This window comes from Pseudonocardia sp. EC080619-01 (genome assembly GCF_001420995.1).
Taxonomy (GTDB): Bacteria; Actinomycetota; Actinomycetes; order Mycobacteriales; family Pseudonocardiaceae; genus Pseudonocardia.
This window is the reverse complement of record NZ_CP012184.1, coordinates 4,767,943-4,785,992: the sequence shown is the minus strand read 5'-3', so window position 1 is coordinate 4,785,992 and position 18,050 is coordinate 4,767,943. Positions and strand designations below refer to the sequence as shown.

15 protein-coding genes are annotated in these 18,050 nt (G+C 74.4%); 6 read left to right on the top strand and 9 right to left on the bottom strand.

The annotated features are described in order from the left end of the window. The first annotated feature begins 11 nt into the window (after window positions 1-11). The gene (locus AD017_RS22460; protein WP_060575459.1) at window positions 12-854 is read left to right on the top strand and encodes an SURF1 family protein; all 843 of its coding nucleotides are present in this window, start codon (window positions 12-14) and stop codon (window positions 852-854) included. Between the two features lie 510 nt (window positions 855-1,364). Here AD017_RS22460 and AD017_RS22455 read toward each other — a convergent pair. Next, the gene (locus AD017_RS22455; RefSeq protein ID WP_060576542.1) at window positions 1,365-2,321 is read right to left on the bottom strand and encodes a cobalamin biosynthesis protein; all 957 of its coding nucleotides are present in this window, start codon (window positions 2,319-2,321) and stop codon (window positions 1,365-1,367) included. A gap of 82 nt (window positions 2,322-2,403) precedes the next feature. Between AD017_RS22455 and AD017_RS22450 the strand changes: the two genes are divergently transcribed. Next, window positions 2,404-3,033 (top strand): flavin reductase family protein, encoded by a 630-nt coding sequence (locus tag AD017_RS22450; protein ID WP_060575458.1) that lies wholly within the window; start codon window positions 2,404-2,406, stop codon window positions 3,031-3,033. Between the two features lie 22 nt (window positions 3,034-3,055). Here AD017_RS22450 and AD017_RS22445 read toward each other — a convergent pair whose 3' ends face one another. Next, complete coding sequence (locus tag AD017_RS22445) at window positions 3,056-4,759, bottom strand: AMP-binding protein (RefSeq protein WP_060575456.1); 1,704 nt, start codon at window positions 4,757-4,759, stop codon at window positions 3,056-3,058. 180 nt (window positions 4,760-4,939) lie between these two features. Between AD017_RS22445 and AD017_RS22440 the strand changes: the two genes are divergently transcribed. Beyond that, window positions 4,940-5,608, top strand: coding sequence for a hypothetical protein (locus AD017_RS22440; RefSeq protein ID WP_060575454.1), 669 nt, complete (start codon window positions 4,940-4,942; stop codon window positions 5,606-5,608). A gap of 286 nt (window positions 5,609-5,894) precedes the next feature. Then, window positions 5,895-6,305, top strand: a complete 411-nt coding sequence (locus AD017_RS22435; protein ID WP_033199627.1) for an SsgA family sporulation/cell division regulator — start codon at window positions 5,895-5,897, stop codon at window positions 6,303-6,305. 103 nt (window positions 6,306-6,408) lie between these two features. On the opposite strand, the gene AD017_RS22430 is transcribed toward AD017_RS22435, so the two are convergent. After that, window positions 6,409-6,939, bottom strand: coding sequence for a DUF5709 domain-containing protein (locus AD017_RS22430; RefSeq protein WP_060575452.1), 531 nt, complete (start codon window positions 6,937-6,939; stop codon window positions 6,409-6,411). A gap of 143 nt (window positions 6,940-7,082) precedes the next feature. Between AD017_RS22430 and AD017_RS22425 the strand changes: the two genes are divergently transcribed. Continuing rightward, complete coding sequence (locus tag AD017_RS22425) at window positions 7,083-7,664, top strand: TetR/AcrR family transcriptional regulator (RefSeq protein WP_010230930.1); 582 nt, start codon at window positions 7,083-7,085, stop codon at window positions 7,662-7,664. On the opposite strand, the gene AD017_RS22420 is transcribed toward AD017_RS22425, so the two are convergent. From AD017_RS22420 to cobF, 4 genes are all read right to left on the bottom strand, one after another. Then, a complete protein-coding gene (locus AD017_RS22420) occupies window positions 7,654-8,643 on the bottom strand; it encodes an SDR family NAD(P)-dependent oxidoreductase (RefSeq protein ID WP_060575450.1) in 990 nt (329 codons plus the stop codon). The two genes, AD017_RS22425 and AD017_RS22420, sit on opposite strands and share 11 nt — an antisense overlap. A 33-nt stretch (window positions 8,644-8,676) precedes the next feature. Then, window positions 8,677-11,232, bottom strand: coding sequence for a hypothetical protein (locus tag AD017_RS22415; RefSeq protein ID WP_060575448.1), 2,556 nt, complete (start codon window positions 11,230-11,232; stop codon window positions 8,677-8,679). Window positions 11,233-11,621: 389 nt separating this feature from the next. Continuing rightward, window positions 11,622-12,113: an SRPBCC family protein gene (locus AD017_RS22410; RefSeq protein ID WP_060575446.1), complete on the bottom strand. Its 492-nt coding sequence runs from the start codon at window positions 12,111-12,113 to the stop codon at window positions 11,622-11,624. A 28-nt stretch (window positions 12,114-12,141) separates the two neighbouring features. After that, on the bottom strand, window positions 12,142-12,936 hold the full coding sequence (cobF, locus tag AD017_RS22405) for a precorrin-6A synthase (deacetylating) (protein ID WP_060575444.1): 795 nt from the start codon (window positions 12,934-12,936) through the stop codon (window positions 12,142-12,144). A gap of 174 nt (window positions 12,937-13,110) precedes the next feature. Between cobF and AD017_RS22400 the strand changes: the two genes are divergently transcribed. Next, window positions 13,111-14,277: a glycosyltransferase family 4 protein gene (locus AD017_RS22400; protein ID WP_010240001.1), complete on the top strand. Its 1,167-nt coding sequence runs from the start codon at window positions 13,111-13,113 to the stop codon at window positions 14,275-14,277. A 32-nt stretch (window positions 14,278-14,309) separates the two neighbouring features. Here AD017_RS22400 and AD017_RS22395 read toward each other — a convergent pair whose 3' ends face one another. Beyond that, a complete protein-coding gene (locus AD017_RS22395) occupies window positions 14,310-15,083 on the bottom strand; it encodes a fumarylacetoacetate hydrolase family protein (protein WP_010239999.1) in 774 nt (257 codons plus the stop codon). A gap of 3 nt (window positions 15,084-15,086) precedes the next feature. Next, window positions 15,087-18,032, bottom strand: a complete 2,946-nt coding sequence (locus tag AD017_RS22390; RefSeq protein WP_060575442.1) for an FAD-binding and (Fe-S)-binding domain-containing protein — start codon at window positions 18,030-18,032, stop codon at window positions 15,087-15,089. Between the last annotated feature and the right edge of the window lie 18 nt (window positions 18,033-18,050).

The following is an 18,050-nucleotide window of genomic DNA, read 5'->3' as shown; positions in this document are numbered from 1 at the left end:
CCCTGGACGGCGTGCGTTTCCTGCTGCGGCCCGGCTGGCTCGCCTTCATCGGCGTCGTCTGCGCCTTCGTGGTGCTCTGCTACACGTTGCTCGCACCGTGGCAGTTCGACCGGGAGGCCGAGCGGGACGCGCAGAACCGCGCCATCGCCGCCGCCGACGCGACGCCGGCGGTCCCCTTCGCCGAGCTGGTCCCGCCGGGCCAGGGCGTGTCCGGCGACGACATCTGGCGCCGCGTCGACCTGACCGGCACCTACGAGCGCGACGCCGAGACGCTGGTCCGGCTCCGCGTCGTCGACGGCGCCCCGGCCTACGAGGTGCTGACACCGCTGCGGCTCGCCGACGGCCGTCTCGTCGTCGTCAACCGGGGGTCGGTCGCGGCCGGCGACGGCGGCGTCGTCCCCGGGTACGCGCCGGCCCCGTCCGGTCAGGTCACCGTCGAGGGACGGCTGCGCCTGAACGAGAGCGACCCGCAGGGCCGCCCGCCGCTGCTCGAGGGCGGCACCCACCAGATCTACGCGGCGGACTCCCGGGCGCTCGCCGGTGCGACCGGCGCGTCCCCGCTCGAGGGTGTCGTCTCGCTGGAGGAGGGGCAGGCCGGGGTGCTGACCCCGATCCCGATCGCCCCGCCCGGCGGCGGCGCGCCGTTCAGCAACTTCTCCTACGCCCTGCAGTGGCTGACCTTCGGCGTGGTCGCGCTCGTCGCGCTGGGGATCTTCATCCGGCTGGAGATGCTGCAGCGACGCGGGAGGCGCGAGAGCCGGGGCAGCCTGCGCGACCAGCTCTCCGGCCGCGACGGCTACTCCGCCGACGAACCCCGCGCCGACCGGGACGAGCACACGCCCAGCGGGACCTGACCCGGCTTTCCCCGGCGCTCGACCGTGCGCCGCGCGGGCGCGCGGGCCAGGAGCCGACGTCGAATGTCGGGCGCGCCGGAGGCAGGCGGGCCGGGCCGGGCCGGGCGGGCCAGGGCCAGGGCCAGGGCCCGGTCGGGGGCCAGGACCACTTCACCGAGAATCGCTTCCTCAGGAAGCGATCTCCCCCGAGTGCGTCCCTCCACGAGGGCGGGACGCCACGTCCGGACTGCTCCGCCGCCGGTCTGCCGGGCACGAGCCCGGTCGCTCCCGAGGGCCCGGACGATACCCCACCGCTCAGGCACGGGACCGACGGCACGAGGACCTGTTCCGAGATCGCTGCCTGAGGAAGCGATTCCACGGAACCCCCTCACCTCGGCCGGGACGCGCGCTCGACGGACGGCCCGAGTCGCCGACCGCCGAGCCACCGAGTCGCCGGGTGGCCGGGTCGCCGGGAGCCGGGAGCCGGGGCGCCGGGAGCCGGGAGCCGGGAGCCGGGTCCGCCGGAGCCGGTCACCCCGCCCGCACCCACGCCACGCCGACCGCCACCACCCCCGCTGCCGCGGCGACCAGGCGGGAGAGGCGGGCCGCGCGGTGCAGGTCCGGGACGCGGGGTGGGTCGCCGTCGCCCAGGGCGGGGCGCTCCTCGACGCCGTAGGCGTAGGTCGTCGTCCCGCCCAGCCGCAGGCCCAGGGCGCCGGCGGCGGTCGCCTCGACCGGGCCGGCGTTCGGGCTGGGGTGGCCCGCGGCGTCCCGGCGCCAGGTCCGGGCGGCGTCCCGCGGGCTGCCGCCGACCAGCGGCGCCAGCGCGACCGTCAGGACCGCCGTCACGCGCGACGGGACCAGGTTGACCAGGTCGTCGAGGCGCGCCGCGGCCCATCCGAAGCGCTCGTACCTCGCCGACCGGTAGCCGACCATCGCGTCCAGGGTGTTCACGGCGCGGTAGCCGAGGAGCCCGGGCACCCCGGCGACGGCGCCCCAGACCAGCGGGCCGACGACCGCGTCCGAGGTGTTCTCCGCCAGCGACTCGACGCCGGCGCGGGCCATCCCGTCGGCGTCGAGCAGCTCCGGGTCGCGGGCGCAGAGGCTCGGGATCCGGGCGCGGGCCGCGGCGAGGTCATCCGCGTCCAGCGCGGTGGCGAGCGCCGATCCCTCCCGGACCAGCGAGCTGCCGCCGAGCACCGCCCAGGTCGCGGCCGCCGTCACGAACACCGTCGGGGCCGGCGAGCGGGCCGCGCCGCGCCACAGGCCGTGCCGGGGACCCCGCCGGAAACCGCGCCGGAGAGCGTGCTCGGCCAGCGCACCGGCCGCGACCGTCCCGCCGACCAGGACCGTCGTGTAGGCGGCCCCGGCGGCGCGGGAGTCGCGGTACAGGCGCCGCTCCAGACCTGCGGCGAGCGTCCCGAAACCGGCCACCGGATGCCCGCGCCGGGGATCACCCAGCACCGCGTCGGCGAGGATCCCGATCATCAGTCCGGCCGCCCGGCCCCGTGCACGCACGACGACGACCGTAGATCGGCACGCCGGAGGCACAGCAGGCAGGATCAGCGGCATGCGCACGGACCTGAAGCCGGCCGAGGTGGGCGCCGGCCCGTTCTACAAGCTGCTGACCAGCGTCGTCGTCCCCCGGCCGATCGCCTGGGTGTCGACCCGCTCCGCGGACGGTGTCGACAACCTGGCCCCGCACTCGTTCTTCACCGTGTCCTGCGTCGACCCGCCGATGGTCCAGTTCACCTCGGTCGGGAAGAAGGACTCGCTGCGGAACGTGTCGGAGACCCGGGAGTTCGTGGTCTGCCTGGCCGGCGAGCCGATGTTCGAGAAGATCAACGCGACGGCCACCGACTTCCCCTCCGACATCAGCGAGTTCTCCTCGGTGGGCCTGACCCCGGAGCCGAGCGCGACCGTCGCGCCGTACCGGGTCGCCGAGTCACCGGTCGCGCTGGAGTGCGATCTGCACGCCAACATCGAGCTCGGCAACTCGACGGTCGTGATCGGCCGGGTCACCCACGCCGCGATCGACGAGAGCGTGTTCGTGACCGACGAGCGCGGCAACAGCCTGCCCGACGTCCGCCGGCTCGCCCCGCTGGCCCGCCTGGGGCGCAACGAGTGGTCCCGGCTCGGGGAGATCATCGAGATCACCCGCATCCCGTACCGGGAGTGGCCGGGCCACTACGAGAGCTGACGCCGGGCCCGCCGCGCGGCGCCTACAGCGTGTACTCCTTCGGCGGCTGCGCGGCCGGGTCGGCGTGGATCTCGCCCTCGCGGCCGCGCAGCTCGACCCGGCGGATCTTGCCGGAGATCGTCTTCGGGAGCTCGAAGAACTCCAGCCGCCGGACGCGCTTGTACGGCGCGAGGTTGTCGTAGGCGAACTGCAGGATCGCCTTCGCGGTCTCCTCGTTCGCCTCGTACCCCTTCGCGGGCACGACGTAGGCCTTCGGGACGGCGAGACGCACCGGGTCCGGCGACGGCACGACCGCGGCCTCCGCGACGGCCGGGTGCTCGATCAGCACGCTCTCCAGCTCGAACGGGCTGATCCGGTAGTCGCTGGCCTTGAACACGTCGTCGGCGCGGCCGACGTAGGTGATGTAGCCGTTCTCGTCGCGGGAGCCGACGTCGCCGGTGTGGTAGAAGCCGCCGGCCATCGCCTCGGCGTTGCGCTCGGGGTCGTCGGCGTAGCCGACCATCAGCCCGGTCGGCCGGTGGTCGAGGTCCAGGCAGATCTCGCCCTCGTCGGCCCTCGCGCCGGTGGCCGGGTCGACCAGCGCGACGACGAAGCCCGGGATCGGCCGCCCCATCGAGCCCGGCTTCACCGGCTGCCCGGGCGGGTTGCCGATCTGCACGCTCGACTCGGTCTGCCCGAACCCGTCCCGGATCCGCAGCCCCCAGGACCGCTCGACCTGCTCGATCACCTCGGGGTTGAGCGGCTCCCCGGCACCGACCACCTTCGACGGCGGCGTCGCCAGCCCGGACAGGTCGGCCTGGATCAGCATCCGCCACACCGTCGGCGGAGCGCAGAAGCTGTCGACGCCGCAGGAGTCGAGCACCGACAGGACGGACTCGGCGTCGAACTTCGCGTAGTTCATGACCAGCACCGTCGCCTCGGCGATCCACGGTGCGAACACGTTCGACCAGGCGTGCTTGGCCCAGCCCGGCGAGGAGATGTTCAGGTGGACGTCGCCGGGCTCCAGCCCGATCCAGTACATCGTGGACAGGTGCCCGACCGGGTAGGACGTGTGCGTGTGCTCCACCAGCTTCGGCTTCGCCGTCGTGCCGGAGGTGAAGTAGAGGAGCAGCGTGTCGGACGCCTTCGTGACACCGTCCGCCTCGAACACCGCCGACGCGGCGTACGCCTCGGCGGAGTAGTCGCGCCAGCCGTTCACCACCCCGCGCACCGCGATGCGGGTGTAGTCACCGTCGACGGCGTCGAACTTCGCGGCGTCACCCGCCCCGACGACGACGTGCCGCGCCCCGCCGCGGTCCACCCGGTCCTGCAGGTCGGCGGGGGTGAGCAGGGTCGTGGCGGGGATGACGACCGCGCCGAGCTTCATCGCCGCCAGCAGCGTCTCCCACAGCTCCAGCTGGTTGCCGAGCATCAGGATGATCCGGTCGCCGCGGGCGACGCCCTGGGCACGCAGCCAGTTCGCGACCCGGTTCGAGCGCTCGGCCAGCTCCGCGTAGGTCCAGTACGCCTGCGAGCCGTCCTGCTCGACGATCCACAGTGCCCGCCGGGCGCCCCGCTCCGGGTCGGCGGCGACCACGTCGAAGTGGTCCAGCGCGAAGTTGAACTCGTCGAGCTCCGGCCAGCGGAAGTCCCGGTAGGCGGTCTCGTAGTCCTCGCGGTGGGTCAGCAGGAAGTCGCGGGCGGCGAGGAACTTCTCCGTCGCCGCGGTACCGGTGGCAGACGCCATGGGTGTGCACCTCGTCGGGCTCGTGGGTCGTGCGCGCGGGGACCGGTCCCCGGCCGTCCCCGGCGACCCTAATCACTGCGGCCCGGCCGTGGGGACCGCGACGCCCGACCGACACCGATCACCGGAACGAGACCACGCTGCCTGCCGCAACGGTCAGGTCGAAGATCGTAAGGTGCCCCTGTGACCGCGCCGGACCTGCCGAGGGTGACGCCGTCCGCCCGATCCGTCCGGGGGCCGTCGCGGGCCGGGTTGTCGCGCGTCCGGGTCGGGAACCTCGGACCACGGTTGCTGCTGCGCACCGCGTTCGTCGGCGTCGCGCTGCTCGTCCTCGTCCTGCTGCTGAGCGGCTGCGGGAACGGCGAGCTGCCTGCCAGGACCACGGCCCCGGCGACGCCGTCACCGACGGCGGGCCCGACCCCCTCACCGTCGCCGTCACCGACCCGCACCACCCCCGCCCCGGAGACGACCCGTCCGACGACCGAGGCACCGCCGAGCGACCGGAGCGGTGGCACGGGCGGCACGGGTGGTGAGGGCGGCACCGGCGGAAGTGCCCCGCAGCCGGGCGCGGCCCCGCCGCTGTGGCCGGCGGGCGACGCGGCCACTGCGAAGCGGATGCAGCAGCAGGCCGACGACGGCGGCGACCCGTGGCTGCTGGACCCGGAGGAGGTCGCGATCTCCTACGTCGGTGCGGAGCTGGGCTACCGCGACCCGTCGATGACGGAGCTCGCGCCGGGACGGTTCGCCGTCACCGACGGCCGGTCCGCGGCGAAGTCCACGGTGTCGCTGGAGCAGACCGTCCGGAAGGGCCCCGGCGGGATCTGGCTGGTCACCCGCGTCGACCGGTACTGATCCGGTACTGGTCCGGTACTGGTCCGGTACCGGTCCGGCACTCACCGCCGGGATCCGGTCACGCACGCGGCGTCACCGGATCCGATGACCATCCGGAGGAGTCGCTCCGGGTGCGGTCGCTCGTTACACCCATTGCGCCACATCAGTACCGTGAGGTGAACGACAGGTGACGCGAACGGGTGAATCAGCGCGAAAGTTGCAGCGCCGGGGCGGCCCCCGGCGATGTTCCTGGTGAGACCGGCGCACGACGTCCCGGTCCGGCGGGGTTCCAGGAGGGGTGGGCACGATGACCAGCGACTCGATCCAGCAGGACGTCTTCACCGTGTTGCACGGTCAGGCGTCGCCGATCGTGAGCCGCTGGGCGTACCGCGCGTCGGACCCGTTCGCGATCTCGTTCTCGGTGCGCCGTTCGACCGACCGGTGGATCGAGTGGCTGGTCGCCCGCGACCTCGTGATCGAGGGCCTGACCACGCCCACCGGTATCGGCGACATCCGGATGGCACCGCGCCGCGTCGACGGCTACGACGTCGTGGAGATCGAGATCCGGTCCGACGGCGGCTCCGCGGTCCTCGAGGTCGACCGTGACCTGCTGGCCCAGTTCGTCGACGCGACGCTGGAGATCGTCGATCTCGGCGAGGAGAACGACCACCTGGACATCGACACGGCCATCGCGCGCCTCACCGGCAGCGCGGCCTGACGATCACGGACGAGCGCTCCGCGGAGCGCGCCCCGGGGGATCGCACGAGGGCCCCGGACCGGCTGACCGGTCCGGGGCCCTCGTGCCCGGCGCCGCTACGGCCTCAGCGCTGCTCGGCCCACTCGGGGTCGGTGTCGGCGTCCCACTCGGCGTCCGCGGCGGCCTCGTCGGCCCGGTCGGCGTCCTCGTCCAGCTGGGCGCTGACCTCGGGGTCCCCGGCCGGGCTGTCGTCGGTGACCGGCTCGATTCCCACGTCGGCGTCGTGGACGGCCGCCTCCTCGGCACTGGCCGCGCCGCCGTCGATCCCGACCTCGGACGCCGCCCCGTCGACGGCGGGTTCCCCGGCCGGCGAGTCGGTGGCGTTCACCAGCCGCCCGGACCGGTCGCCCGCGTCGGCGGGCAGCTCGTCGGGGACCTCCTTGGCCAGCCGCTCGTCGAGGGTCTCGCCCTCGCGCTCGCCCGCCGGGGTCACGGCGTTGTCGTCGACGCCGTACGGCCGGTCCGGCGGGATGTAACCGGAGTCGAGCGGGTCGGCCCCCGAGGGGCCGGTCAGCGCCTCGTCGGTGTCCAGCTGCATCGCCGACGCCATGTCGGGCGCCTCGGGCTGGAACTCGTTCTCGTCGCCTGCGGCCATCAGAAGTGCGTCTCCTCGGGTGTCGTTCTCGTCGTCGTCAGCAGGTACCCGGGGGCGTGCCGCGTCATGCGCCGCCCGCCGGGCGCTACCGTCCGTCCACCGGATCACCACCGCACGGCGTCCCGCCGAGAGGAGCACCACCCGTGACCGCCGCCCCCTCCGCCCGCTCCGGCGAGGCCACCCGGCGCGCGTTGCTCGCCGCGGCCGCGGACCTGTTCACCGAGCACGGCTACGACCGGACGTCGGTGCGGGCCATCGCCGAGCGGGCCGGGGTGAACCAGGCGCTGCTGTTCCGCCACTTCGGCAGCAAGGACGCGCTCTACGCCCGGGTCGCCGCCGAACGCGCCCTGGCCGTCCTGAGCGACGGACCGCCCGAGGAGCTGCTCGAACGGACCCTGCGCTCGATCCTCGACCGCGGCTCCGGGCCCGAGCACGACGTCTTCGGTTCCCTGGTCAGGTCCGCCGGAACCTCGGAGGCCGCGGCCGCGGTCCGGGTCGAGCTCGCGGGTGCCTTCACCGCGGCGTTCGCCGCGCAGGCCACCGGCGCCGCCGACGAGCGGGAGGCGGCGCTGCGGGCCGAGCTGCTGCTGACCTGGCTGCTCGGCCTGAGCCTCGCGCACCCGCTGCTGCCCGACGGCGCGATCGGGACCGCCGACCCGGACGCCGTCATGGACCACGTCACCCGGACCGCGTCGGCGCTGCTGACCGGCTCCGTCACCCGGTGAGGCGGTCGACCTCGGCGCGGAACCGTTCCCGCTGCTCCGCGGTCTCCCGGGTCCGTCCGAGGTAGTGCGCGGGGCGGGCGGCCCGATCGTGCCAGAACCGGCCCGTCCCGATCTCCGACGACGGCGCCGCGGCCAGCCAGACGACCGTGTCCGCGCCCTGGGCGGGGGTCCGCAGCACCGGCCCGACGACCGCGTCGAACAGCGGCAGCGACCCGGTGACGCCCGGTGTCCGGGCCCAGCCCGGATGCATCGCGTGCACCGTGATCCCGCGCGGCCCCAGCTCCTCGGCGAGCTGCCCGGTGAGGACGACCTGCATCCGCTTGGTGCGCGCGTAGGCGGCGGTGCCGCCGTAGTCGCCGCGGGTGAACTGGAGGTCGTCGTCGCGCAGCGGCTGCGCGTACATCCCGCCCGACGACACGACGACCACCCGCGAGTCGGTGCCCGAGCGCTCCGCACCCGCGGCGAGCGTGTCCGCGAGCAGCCGGGTCAGGAGCAGCGGCCCGAGGACGTGCACGGCGAGCGTCAGCTCGTTGCCCTCGGAGGTCTCGGAGCGCTCCTTCGGCAGCAGGCCCGCGTTGTGCACGAGCAGGTCCAGCGCCTCGACCTCGGTGGCGAAGCGGGTGGCGAAGGCGCGGACGTCGGCCAGCTCCCCCAGGTCGCAGACCTGCACCGGCAGCCGGTCCCGGGACAGGCCGGGGACGGCGGCGACGATGCGGTCCTGCGCCGCCCGTCCCTTGTCCGGTGACCGGACCAGCAGGTGCACGGTGGCGCCGAGCCGGACCAGCCCGGTCGCCATGGCCTCCCCCAGACCGCCACCGGCGCCGGTGACCAGCGCCGTGCGGCCGGCCAGCGCCCCGCGCGGGGGGTCGGCCCGGCCCCCGGACCAGGTCCGTCGGCGGATCAGGTGGCCGATCCTCGAGTAGCCCGGGACCAGGGTGCGGTCGAGGACGGTGTCCAGCACGCTCAGCACACCACCGATCCGACCACAGCGGTCCCGGGCCCGCCCGATGATCTAGCCCGCCAGGCCGGGACCGGAGACGTACGGGACGCTCGACACGTTCGCCGTCGGCAGCTTCGGCACCGCGTTCGTCACCGGGTCCGCGGTGGAGATCCGCTCCATCTCGCCGCAGCTCGACAGCGAGTACGACAGCGGGTTCACCGGCGGGGCGGTCGCCTTGTCGAAGCCGTGCTCGACCTTCCGGATCGACATCGTGCCGCCGGTGAGCTTGTACATGTTCCCGGACGGGTTCGGCGCGTCCAGGGTGCCGTTGCCGTTCTCGTCGACCTCCCACTCGCCCACCGTCTGGCCACCGGGCACCGGGTTCGTGCCGTCGAGGATGCACGGGTTGTTGTTGGTGGCGCTGGAGGTGGCGCCGTAGAAGAAGCTGACGTACTCCGCGTCCGGGTCCATGCCGGTGGCGGTCGCGGTGACGGTGTCGTCGTCGACGGACGCCTGCCCGCTGACACCGTCGGTGTTCTTCGAGTCGAGGCTGAACTCGGTCGGCCCGGTGCCCGGACCGCCGACGACGCCCGCGACGTCCGGCAGCCCGCCCAGCCCGGAGTAGTCCGGCAGCCCGGCGGCCTCGGCGACACCGGACAGGTCCGGCAGCGGTCCGTCCGCGCCGGTCAGCGGGGACGTGTCGGGCAGTCCGGCGATCTCGTTGAGGCCGTCGAGTGCACCGCTGGTGGTGACGCCGGGGACGTCGGGGAGCTCGTCGGTGCTGCCGTCCGTGACCCCGGGGATCGACGGCAGCTCGGGCAGCGACGGCAGGTCCGCGAGCCCCGCGATGCCGTCGGGGAGCCCACCGACGTCGGTACCGGTGTCGGTGCCGATGGCACTGCCGGTCAGTCCCATCGCGGTGTCGACCAGGCCGCCGGCCTGCTGCGCGCCGGGGACCTGCCCGCTCGCGCCGGCGAGGGTCTCGGCCGGGTCGGGCAGCGACGTGAGCGGGGACGTCGCGGTGTCCAGGTCGGGGGCCTTCCCGAGCCCGGTGGTGAGGTCGTTCAGGCCGGGGACGGCGCCGAGCGGGCCCGCGTCCGGAGCCGCGGCGTCCGGGGTGGACGGCGCGTCGCCGGACTGCTGCACGCCCGTCGCAGCCCCGGCGCCCTCGGCGGCGCTGTCCTCGGTGGAGGCGCCCTCGGCGGACCCGGAGTCGGGCGCACCGCCGGTCGGGCCGCCGCCGGTCGCGCTGCCGCCGGTCGGGCCGCCGCCGGTCACGCCGGAGAGCGCGTCGAGCGGGGAGCCGCCCTGCCCGCCGAGCGCGTCCAACGGGGAACCGCCCTCCCCGCCGAGCGCGCCGGTGACGCCGCCGAGCACGTCCGTCGGGGCCGCACCGCCGGAGCCTCCGCTGCCGCCCGCGGAGTCCGTGCTGCCGCTGCTCGCCCCGCCGTCCGTGCCGCCGCTGCCACCGCCGGAGCTGTCCTCGCCGCTGCTGCTGCCGCCGCTGTCCTTGCTGCCGGCCGCTCCGCTGTCCTTGCCGCTGTCCTTGCCGCTGTCCTTGCCGCCGGCCGCACCGCTGTCCGTGCCACCGCCGACGCCGGGGAGCGCATCGGTCGGGGATCCGCCGCCGGTGACGCCGGACAGGACGTCGGTGCCGGGGAGGCCGTCCAGCAGGCCACCGCCGGAGCCCCCGGTGGAACCGGACGAGGGTGCGCCGGAGCTCCCCGCGTCCGAACCGGTCGTGCCCGAGCTGCTCGCGTCCTTCCCGGAATCGGAGCCGCTCGGGTCCGCGCCGGAGCCCGAGTCCTTCCCGGAGCCCGAGCTCGCTTCCGTGCCGGACGCCGAGCCGCCGGAACCTGCACCGTCCGACGAGCCCGACCCGCCGAGACCGGGGGCCGCTCCCCCGGTCAGCCCGCCGAGCGCGCCGGTCAGCCCGTCGGTTGCGCCGGAGCCGGACTGGTCGCCCGACCCCGAGCCGTCCGACGACGCACCGGAACCGGACGCACCGGAGTCCTTCCCTGACGAGCCCGCGCTGCCCGAGCCCTCACCACCGGAGTCCTTGCCGGACGAGCCGCTTCCGCCGGAGTCCTTGCCGCCCGACCCCGAGCTGCTCGATGCCGACTCCGTGGAGCCGGAACCACCCGAGCCCGAGTCCTCCGAGTCCGAGTCCTTCGAACCCGAATCCTTCGAGCCCGAGTCCTTCGAACCCGAATCCTTCGAGCCCGAGTCCTTCGAACCGGAACCGTCCGAACCGGAGTCGCCCGATCCCGAGGACGACCCACCGCCGGCCCCCATGACCGACCCGACGACGTCGTCACCGGTCACCGCGTCCGACAGCCCGCCGAGCGAGGAGGACGAGCCGGACGACCCGGTCTCGCACTCGCCGTCCTCCGGCGTGCTCCCGTCCGGGCAGTCGGCGGAGGACGAGCCGCTGTCGTCGCCGGATCCGGAGCCCTCCCCCGCGAAGGCCGTGCCGGCCGTTCCGCCGGAGGTCAGAAGGACCGCGGTCAGCGCCGCGGGCGCGGCGATCCGCCGGCCCACGCCGGACGAGGGTGCGGCGTGGCGGCGCCGGACCTCCGGCCGCGCGGCCGCGACGAGGCGCTTGCCGACTCGGGTGTGCTTACCCATCTCGAGCAGTCCTTCCGGTCGCCGGGGGGCGACGCGCTGGGGAGCATCGGAGGACGGCGCGGGCGACCGGCGCGGCCGGGTGCGGGAGCACCCGTGGGAGCGGCCGGAGCGTGCCGGTTCGCCCGGCTCGTCCGGTCGGCGACGTTAGGTAACCCGCGGGCCACAGGTTGCGTTCCTGAGAGGGTGACGACGACCGGAGCGATCATCCGACAGCGCGGCACGACGAACGCACGGGACATTGCGCCGAACAGCGCAACGATCTACGACGAACACGCTGAGTGTTCTCAGGTTCGCCGGATGTCCCCATGGATCAACGACCGGACCCGCTCATGGTGACGGTTCGTCGCAGGAATTCCTGCGCTCACGTCCCGGACGGGTGACGGCGAGCGTCAGCGGACCTGCTCGTGTACCGCCTCGAGGTTGCGCTCCATGCCGGCCTGCCACTCCCGCAGCCGGCCGGCGACGATGCGCTCCTCCAGCTCGGGACGGGTCGCGATCACCTCGGTCAGCCCGGACGGCCCCGGCCCCATCCGCGCCCACTGGCGCAGCCGGGTACCGCCGTCGTCGGGGGTCAGCTCGAAGCGCCAGACGGCGGCGGCCCCGCCGTCCTGGTCGGGCTCGACCGTCCACTCGAAGACCCGGCCCGGCTCCCAGCCGGTCACCGTGGAGACGGTCGTCCACTCACCGCGGGCATCGTGCCGGTGCTCGCCACGGATCCGGGCGCCGGGGCCCGGCGCGGCGTCGCCGACCCACGCGGCGCGCTGCATCTCGGTGGAGACCCCGCTGAGGAAGCCGAGATCGGTCACCAGCTCCCACACCGCCACCGGATCGGCGTCGACCCGGGTCTCGGCCTCGGTGGTGGGCCCGTCGGCGTAGCGCATTACGACCTCCTCGTCGGCTGCGCGGTGCTCAGCGCTCGTCGGCGCCCCGCCGCAGCAGGTAGGTGTCCATGATCCATCCCTTGCGCTCGCGGGCGGCGGCACGGACCTCCGCGATCTCGCCGGCGACCTCGTCCAGCGGGCCCTCGACCAGCAGCTCGTCCGGGGTGCCGAGGTAGGCGCCCCAGTAGATGTGCAGGTCGGCGCGCTGCTCGGGCGGGAGGCCGGCGAAGGCGGTGCGGCCGTCGAGCATGACGACGACGTCGTCGACGTCGTCGGGCATCCCCTCGGCGATCCGGCGCCCGGTCGTGATCAGGACGGAGCGGCCGACCCGGTTGAGGATCAGCCGGTGCGCCGCGGCGAGCGCGGCCACGCTGGAGATCCCGGCGACGGACTCGACCGACCACTCGCCGTCGATGCCGTCGAGCACCCGGTCGAGCAGGCGCAGGGTGCCGTCGTAGAGCGACGGGTCGCCCCAGACCAGGAAGGCGCCGACCTCGCCGTCGGCGAGCTCGGTCGTCAGCATCTGCCGGTACAGCTCGGCACGCCGGTCCTGCCAGTCGACGACGACGTCGCGGTACCGCCCGTCGTCGTGCTCGACCTCGGTGCCGCGGTCGCGGTCCACCTCGGGCGCGGTGACGAGCCGGTACCCGCCCTCGGGCCGGTGCCGGTCGAGGATCCCGGTGCGCAGTGCCCGGAGGTCGTCCTTGACGTCGCCCTTGTCGATGACGAAGACGACGTCGGCCCGCCGCAGGGCGGACACCGCCTGGAGGGTGAGGTGCTCCGGGTCACCCGCCCCGATTCCGATCACCAGCACCGTACGCACGACGTGACCGTAATGGACGCACGACGGCCCGCCGCGCTCCCCCGACCGGCCGCAGCGTGGAGCGACCGTCGCCCGATGCGCGCAGCGTTCCGATCCGTCACCGACCGTCGTCACTCGGTAGTGTCGTCCGGACCGCCGACCGATGTCCCTACCGCCCCGGGAGGGAAGAAGACCGTGAAGATCGGACATGTCGTCGAGTCCCTCGACCCTCGTGGCTGCGCGGCCGCGCTGGCAGACCTGGCCGAGGCCGCACCCGGCGCCGGCTACGAGATCGTCGTGGTCGCACTCGCCCCGTCCGACACGACCGGGATCGCGACCCGTCTCGCCCGGGCCGGCACGCCGCCGGTCGAGCTGAACGTGGCGCCGTGGGACCCGCGCGGGGTCCTGCGGGTCGTCGCCGCCTTCCGCGAGCGCGGGGTCGATCTCGTGCACACCCACGGCCTGCGGCCCGACGTCGTCGGCTCGGCCGCCGCGGCCCGGCTCCGGGTCCCCGCGGTCTCGACGCTGCACCACATCCACGAGCAGCCTGCCGACCGCGGCGACCAGCTCCGCCGGACGGCGAAGACGCTGGCCCGGCGCCGGTTCATGACACGCACGATCGCGACCTCGGTGCTGCAGCGGGACTGGTACCGGCGGGTCGCAGGCTCCACCGCCGGGCTGTCGGTGATCCCGGACGGTGCGGCCGACCCCGGTGTGGGGACCCCCGACGCCGCCGCCCGGCTGCGCCGCGGGCTCGGGGTCGACGAGAACGAGGTCGTCGCCGTGTCGGTCGCGCCGATGCGGCGCGGACAGGGCCAGGACATGCTGCTCGACGCCGTCGCCGAGATACCGCCGGACGAGCCGCTCACCGTCGTCCTGGGCGGTGACGGACCGCTGCGTCCGTGGCTGGAGTCCCGGGTGGCGGGCGACGACGCCCTGTCCGGCCGGGTCGCCTTCCGCCGCAGCACCGACCCGGTCGAGCTGCTGCGGGCGGCCGACGTGCAGCTGCACACCACCCGGCACGACACGATGCCGCGGATGCTGGTGCTCGGGCACGGCACCGGTACGCCCGCCGTCGCGACCCGGGTCGGCGGGATCCCGGAGATCGTCACCCGGCACACCGGTGCGCTGGCCCCGGTGGTGTCGTCGCGGATCGCCGACGAGCTGGTGCGTCTGACCCGCGACCCGGAGCTGCGCGCCCGGTACGGGGCGGCGGCCCGGCAGCGGTTCCTCGACCGCTTCGAGGCGTCCGGCTGGGCCGCGCAGCTCGGCGACGTCTACCGCAGCGCCCTCGGGCACGCCGACGCCCCGGCGCCCGCCGAGCTGGACACCCCGGAACCGGTCGGGCCCGCCGGCTCGTGAGTGGAGAAGTCGGTTCCGGCCGACTTCTCCACTCACGAGCCGGAGGCCCCCACAGGATTGCTCAACGCCCCGAGCCCCTCGATCTCGACGGTCACGAGGTCCCCCGGCGCCATCGGGCCCACCCCGGCCGGGCTGCCGGTGAGCACGACGTCGCCGGGCTGCAGCGTGATCCACCGCGTCACCCAGGCCAGGATCTCGGGCACCGAGAAGATCATCTTTCCGGTGTCGGACTCCTGCACCACCCGGTCTCCGAGCCGGGTCCGCACGGCACGCGGCCGGTCGGCGGGGCCGTCGTCGTCACCGGTCTCGATCCACGGGCCGAGCGGGAGGAAGGTGTCGGCGCTCTTCGCCCTGGTCCACTGGCCGTCGGACCGCCAGTCGTGTGCGGTGACATCGTTGGCGCAGGTCAGGCCGTAGACGTGGGCCATCGCATCGCGCTCGATGACCCTCCGGGCGGTCCGCCCGATCACGACCGCGAGCTCGCCCTCGTACTCCAGCCGCTCCACCTCGGCCGGGCGCAGGACCGTCTGCCCCGGCGCGGCGAGGGCGTTCGGTGCCTTCAGGAACAGCGCGGGCTGCTCCGGCCAGGCGCGCCCCTTCTCCTCGACCTGGCAGGCATAGTTGCTGCCGACGCACACGATGGTGCGCGGGTCGCACGGAGCGAGCAGTGCCACGTCGTCCAGCCTGCCCGCGACCTCGCCCGGCCCGGCCGGGCCGAGCTCGCGCACCAGGTCGCCGTCCGCCGAGGACTCCACGCTCCCCCGCCGGGCCGCGCCGCCGGCGTCCCGGTACCGCACGACGCGCACGCGTCAGCCCTCCAGCGCGGTGCGGACGAGCTCCAGCGGGTGCCAGGCGGTCCGCCCGACGCCGTGGAAGATCTGCTGCCGGCAGGAGACCCCGGTGGCGGCGACGAGGGTGTCGGCGGGCTCGGCCTCGATCGCCGGGAACAGCCGGTCCCGGCCGACCGCCATCGACGTCTCGTAGTGCTCGGCCTCGAACCCGAACGACCCGGCCATCCCGCAGCACCCGGAGTCGATCTCGGACACCTCCAGGCCGGGGATCCGGCGCAGCAGGGCCAGGGTCGCGGCGGTGCCGACCTCGGCCTTCTGGTGGCAGTGCCCGTGGAAGACCACCCGCCGCCCACTCAGCCCGGACCGCTCGGGCAGCACGAGGCGGCCGTCGTCGATCGCGGCGACCAGCAGCTCCTCGACCTGCTGCACCCGGCCGGCGACCTGCTCCGCATCGGGGGTGTTCCCGAGCAGCGACAGCGTCTCGTCCCGCAGGGTGAACACACACGACGGCTCGCAGCCGACGATCGGTGATCCCGGCGCGGTGTCCCGGGCCAGCGAGGTGACCAGCCCGGACGCCTTGCGACGGGCGTCGTCGAGCATGCCCTTGGACAGGCTGGACCGCCCGCAGCAGCCGCCACCGGCGAGCTCGACGGTCCATCCGGCACGTTCGAGGAGCTCGATCGCGGCGCGCCCGATGTGCGGCTCGGTGTAGGTGGTGAAGGAGTCGGCGAGCCAGTTCACGGTGCCGGCGCTGCCCGGCGCGGGCCGGTCCCGGCGCCGGTTCCAGCGCACCAGGTTGTCCCGGACGAACCGGGGCATCGGCCGGGCCGCGGTGATCCCGACGGTGCGCTCCATGAGCGCCCGCAGCGGGCGGACCCGGTCGGGCAGGTTCGACAGCGGCGCCGTCGCCGACCCGAGCCGGTTCAGTGCCCGGATCCCGCCGAAGATCCGCGAGCGCAGCGGCGTGCCGTGCTGCTCGTGGTGGTGGTGCAGCGCCTCCGACTTCAGCGACGCCATGTCGACGCTCATCGGGCACTCGCTCTTGCACGCCTTGCAGCCCAGGCACAGGTCGAGGATCTCGTGCAGCCGCTCGTCGCCGAGCGCGGCGGCCGGGTCCGGCTCGGACAGCGCCTTGACCAGCGCGTTCGCCCGGCCCCGCGTGGAGTGCTCCTCCTGCAGCGTGACCTGGTAGGACGGGCACATCACCCCGGCCGTCGTCTTGCGGCACAGGCCGATGTTCATGCACCGGTCCGCCACGTCCCGCATCCCCGCGCCCGGCCCGCCGATCACCTCGAACGACAGCGCCGTGGTCAGCGGCGGTGCGGGCGGCAGGGCGTCGCGGTCGCGCAGGTTGTCGGTCATCGGCGGCGCGTCGACGATCTTGCCGGGGTTCATGACACCGGCCGGGTCGAAGATCCGCTTGACCCGCTGCATCGCCTCGTAGAGCTCGTCGCCGAAGATCTCCCGGTTGAACTCCGAGCGGGCGAGGCCGTCGCCGTGCTCGCTGGAGTTGACGCCGCCGTACTCGGCGACCAGGTCCTTGACCTTCTCGGCGACCACCCGCATCGTCTCGACCTGCTCCGGGTCGGTGAGGTCGACGAAGGGCCGGATGTGCAGGCAGCCGACCGAGCAGTGGCCGTAGAAGCCGGCCTCCAGCCCGTGGGCGTCGAGGATCGCGGCGAACCGCTCCGTGTACTCGGCCAGGTGCTCGGGCGCGACCGCGGTGTCCTCGATGAACGCCAGCGGGCGCTTCGTCCCCTCACCGGCGGCCATCAGCAGGCCGAGGCTGGACTTGCGGACCTTCAGCAGCGCCGCCTGCTCGGCCGGGGTGACCAGCTTGAGCGTGTGGTACCCGTGCCCGTGCTCGGCCCACAGGGCGGCGACGGCGTCGACCTTCGCGGACAGCTCGTCGATCTCGTCGCCGGAGAAGGACACGAACAGCAGCGCCGCCGGGTCGCCGACGAGGTGGTTGCCCAGGTCGGCGTACTCGATCTTCTTCCGGGACAGGTCGAGGATCGTCTTGTCCATCATCTCGACCTGGTGCGGCGCGCAGCTCAGCGCGTCCAGGGTCGCCGAGATCGCGCCGTGCGTGGTGTCGAAGTGCCCGACCGCGTACACGGTGCGCTTCGGCTTCGGCACCAGGTCGACGACGGCGCGGGTGGCCAGCACCAGCGTCCCCTCCGCCCCGACGACGAACTTCGCCAGGTCGAACGGGTTGGCCTCGCCGTAGCCGGCGAGCCGGTCCAGCCGGTACCCGCAGGCCCGCCGCCAGAACAGCGGCATGCCCTCCGCGATGGCCTTCTCGTGCGCGGTGACCAGCTCCGGCAGCTCCCGGTAGATCCGGCCCTCGAGGGTGTCGGCCGCCGCACGCCGCAGCCGCTCGGCCTCGTCGACCGGTTCGAGCCGGGCGGTCGAGCCGTCGGACAGCACGACGTCCAGCGCCCGGATGTGGTCGATCGTCATCCCGAAGGTGAGCGACCCGCTGCCCGCCGAGTTGTTGCCGAGCATCCCGCCGATCGTCGCCCGGTTGCTGGTGGAGGTGTCCGGTCCGAACATCAGCCCGTGCTCGGCGGCGCGCGCGTTGAGCTGGTCCTGCACCACCCCCACCTCGACGACGGCGGTGCGCGCCTCCGGGTCGATCTCGACGATCCGGTTGAGGTGCCGGGACATGTCCAGCACCAGGCCGGGGCCGACGGTCTGCCCCGCGAGGCTGGTGCCTGCCCCGCGCGGGACCACCGGGACGCCGAACTCGCCCGCGATACGGACGGCCGCGGCGACGTCGTCGTGCGTGCGGGGGAAGACCACACCGAGCGGCATGATCGAGTACATGCTGGCGTCCCGGGAGAACAGGTGCCGGGAGTAGTCGTCGAAGGCGACCTCACCGGTCACGCGGGCGCGCAGGGCGTCCTCGAGTCCGGTGGAGGCGGGGGCCGGGCGGGCGGGACGGGTCAGCTCGGCGGTCATCGGTGGTGGGTCCTCTCG

Coding starts and splice junctions, on each gene's coding strand:
- AD017_RS22455 (WP_060576542.1), bottom strand. CDS start 2,321: ATGATCGGGATCCTCGCCGACGCGGTGCTGGGTGATCCCCGGCGCGGG.
- AD017_RS22450 (WP_060575458.1), top strand. CDS start 2,404: ATGCGCACGGACCTGAAGCCGGCCGAGGTGGGCGCCGGCCCGTTCTAC.
- AD017_RS22445 (WP_060575456.1), bottom strand. CDS start 4,759: ATGGCGTCTGCCACCGGTACCGCGGCGACGGAGAAGTTCCTCGCCGCC.
- AD017_RS22435 (WP_033199627.1), top strand. CDS start 5,895: ATGACCAGCGACTCGATCCAGCAGGACGTCTTCACCGTGTTGCACGGT.
- AD017_RS22430 (WP_060575452.1), bottom strand. CDS start 6,939: ATGGCCGCAGGCGACGAGAACGAGTTCCAGCCCGAGGCGCCCGACATG.
- AD017_RS22415 (WP_060575448.1), bottom strand. CDS start 11,232: ATGGGTAAGCACACCCGAGTCGGCAAGCGCCTCGTCGCGGCCGCGCGG.
- AD017_RS22410 (WP_060575446.1), bottom strand. CDS start 12,113: ATGCGCTACGCCGACGGGCCCACCACCGAGGCCGAGACCCGGGTCGAC.
- AD017_RS22390 (WP_060575442.1), bottom strand. CDS start 18,032: ATGACCGCCGAGCTGACCCGTCCCGCCCGCCCGGCCCCCGCCTCCACC.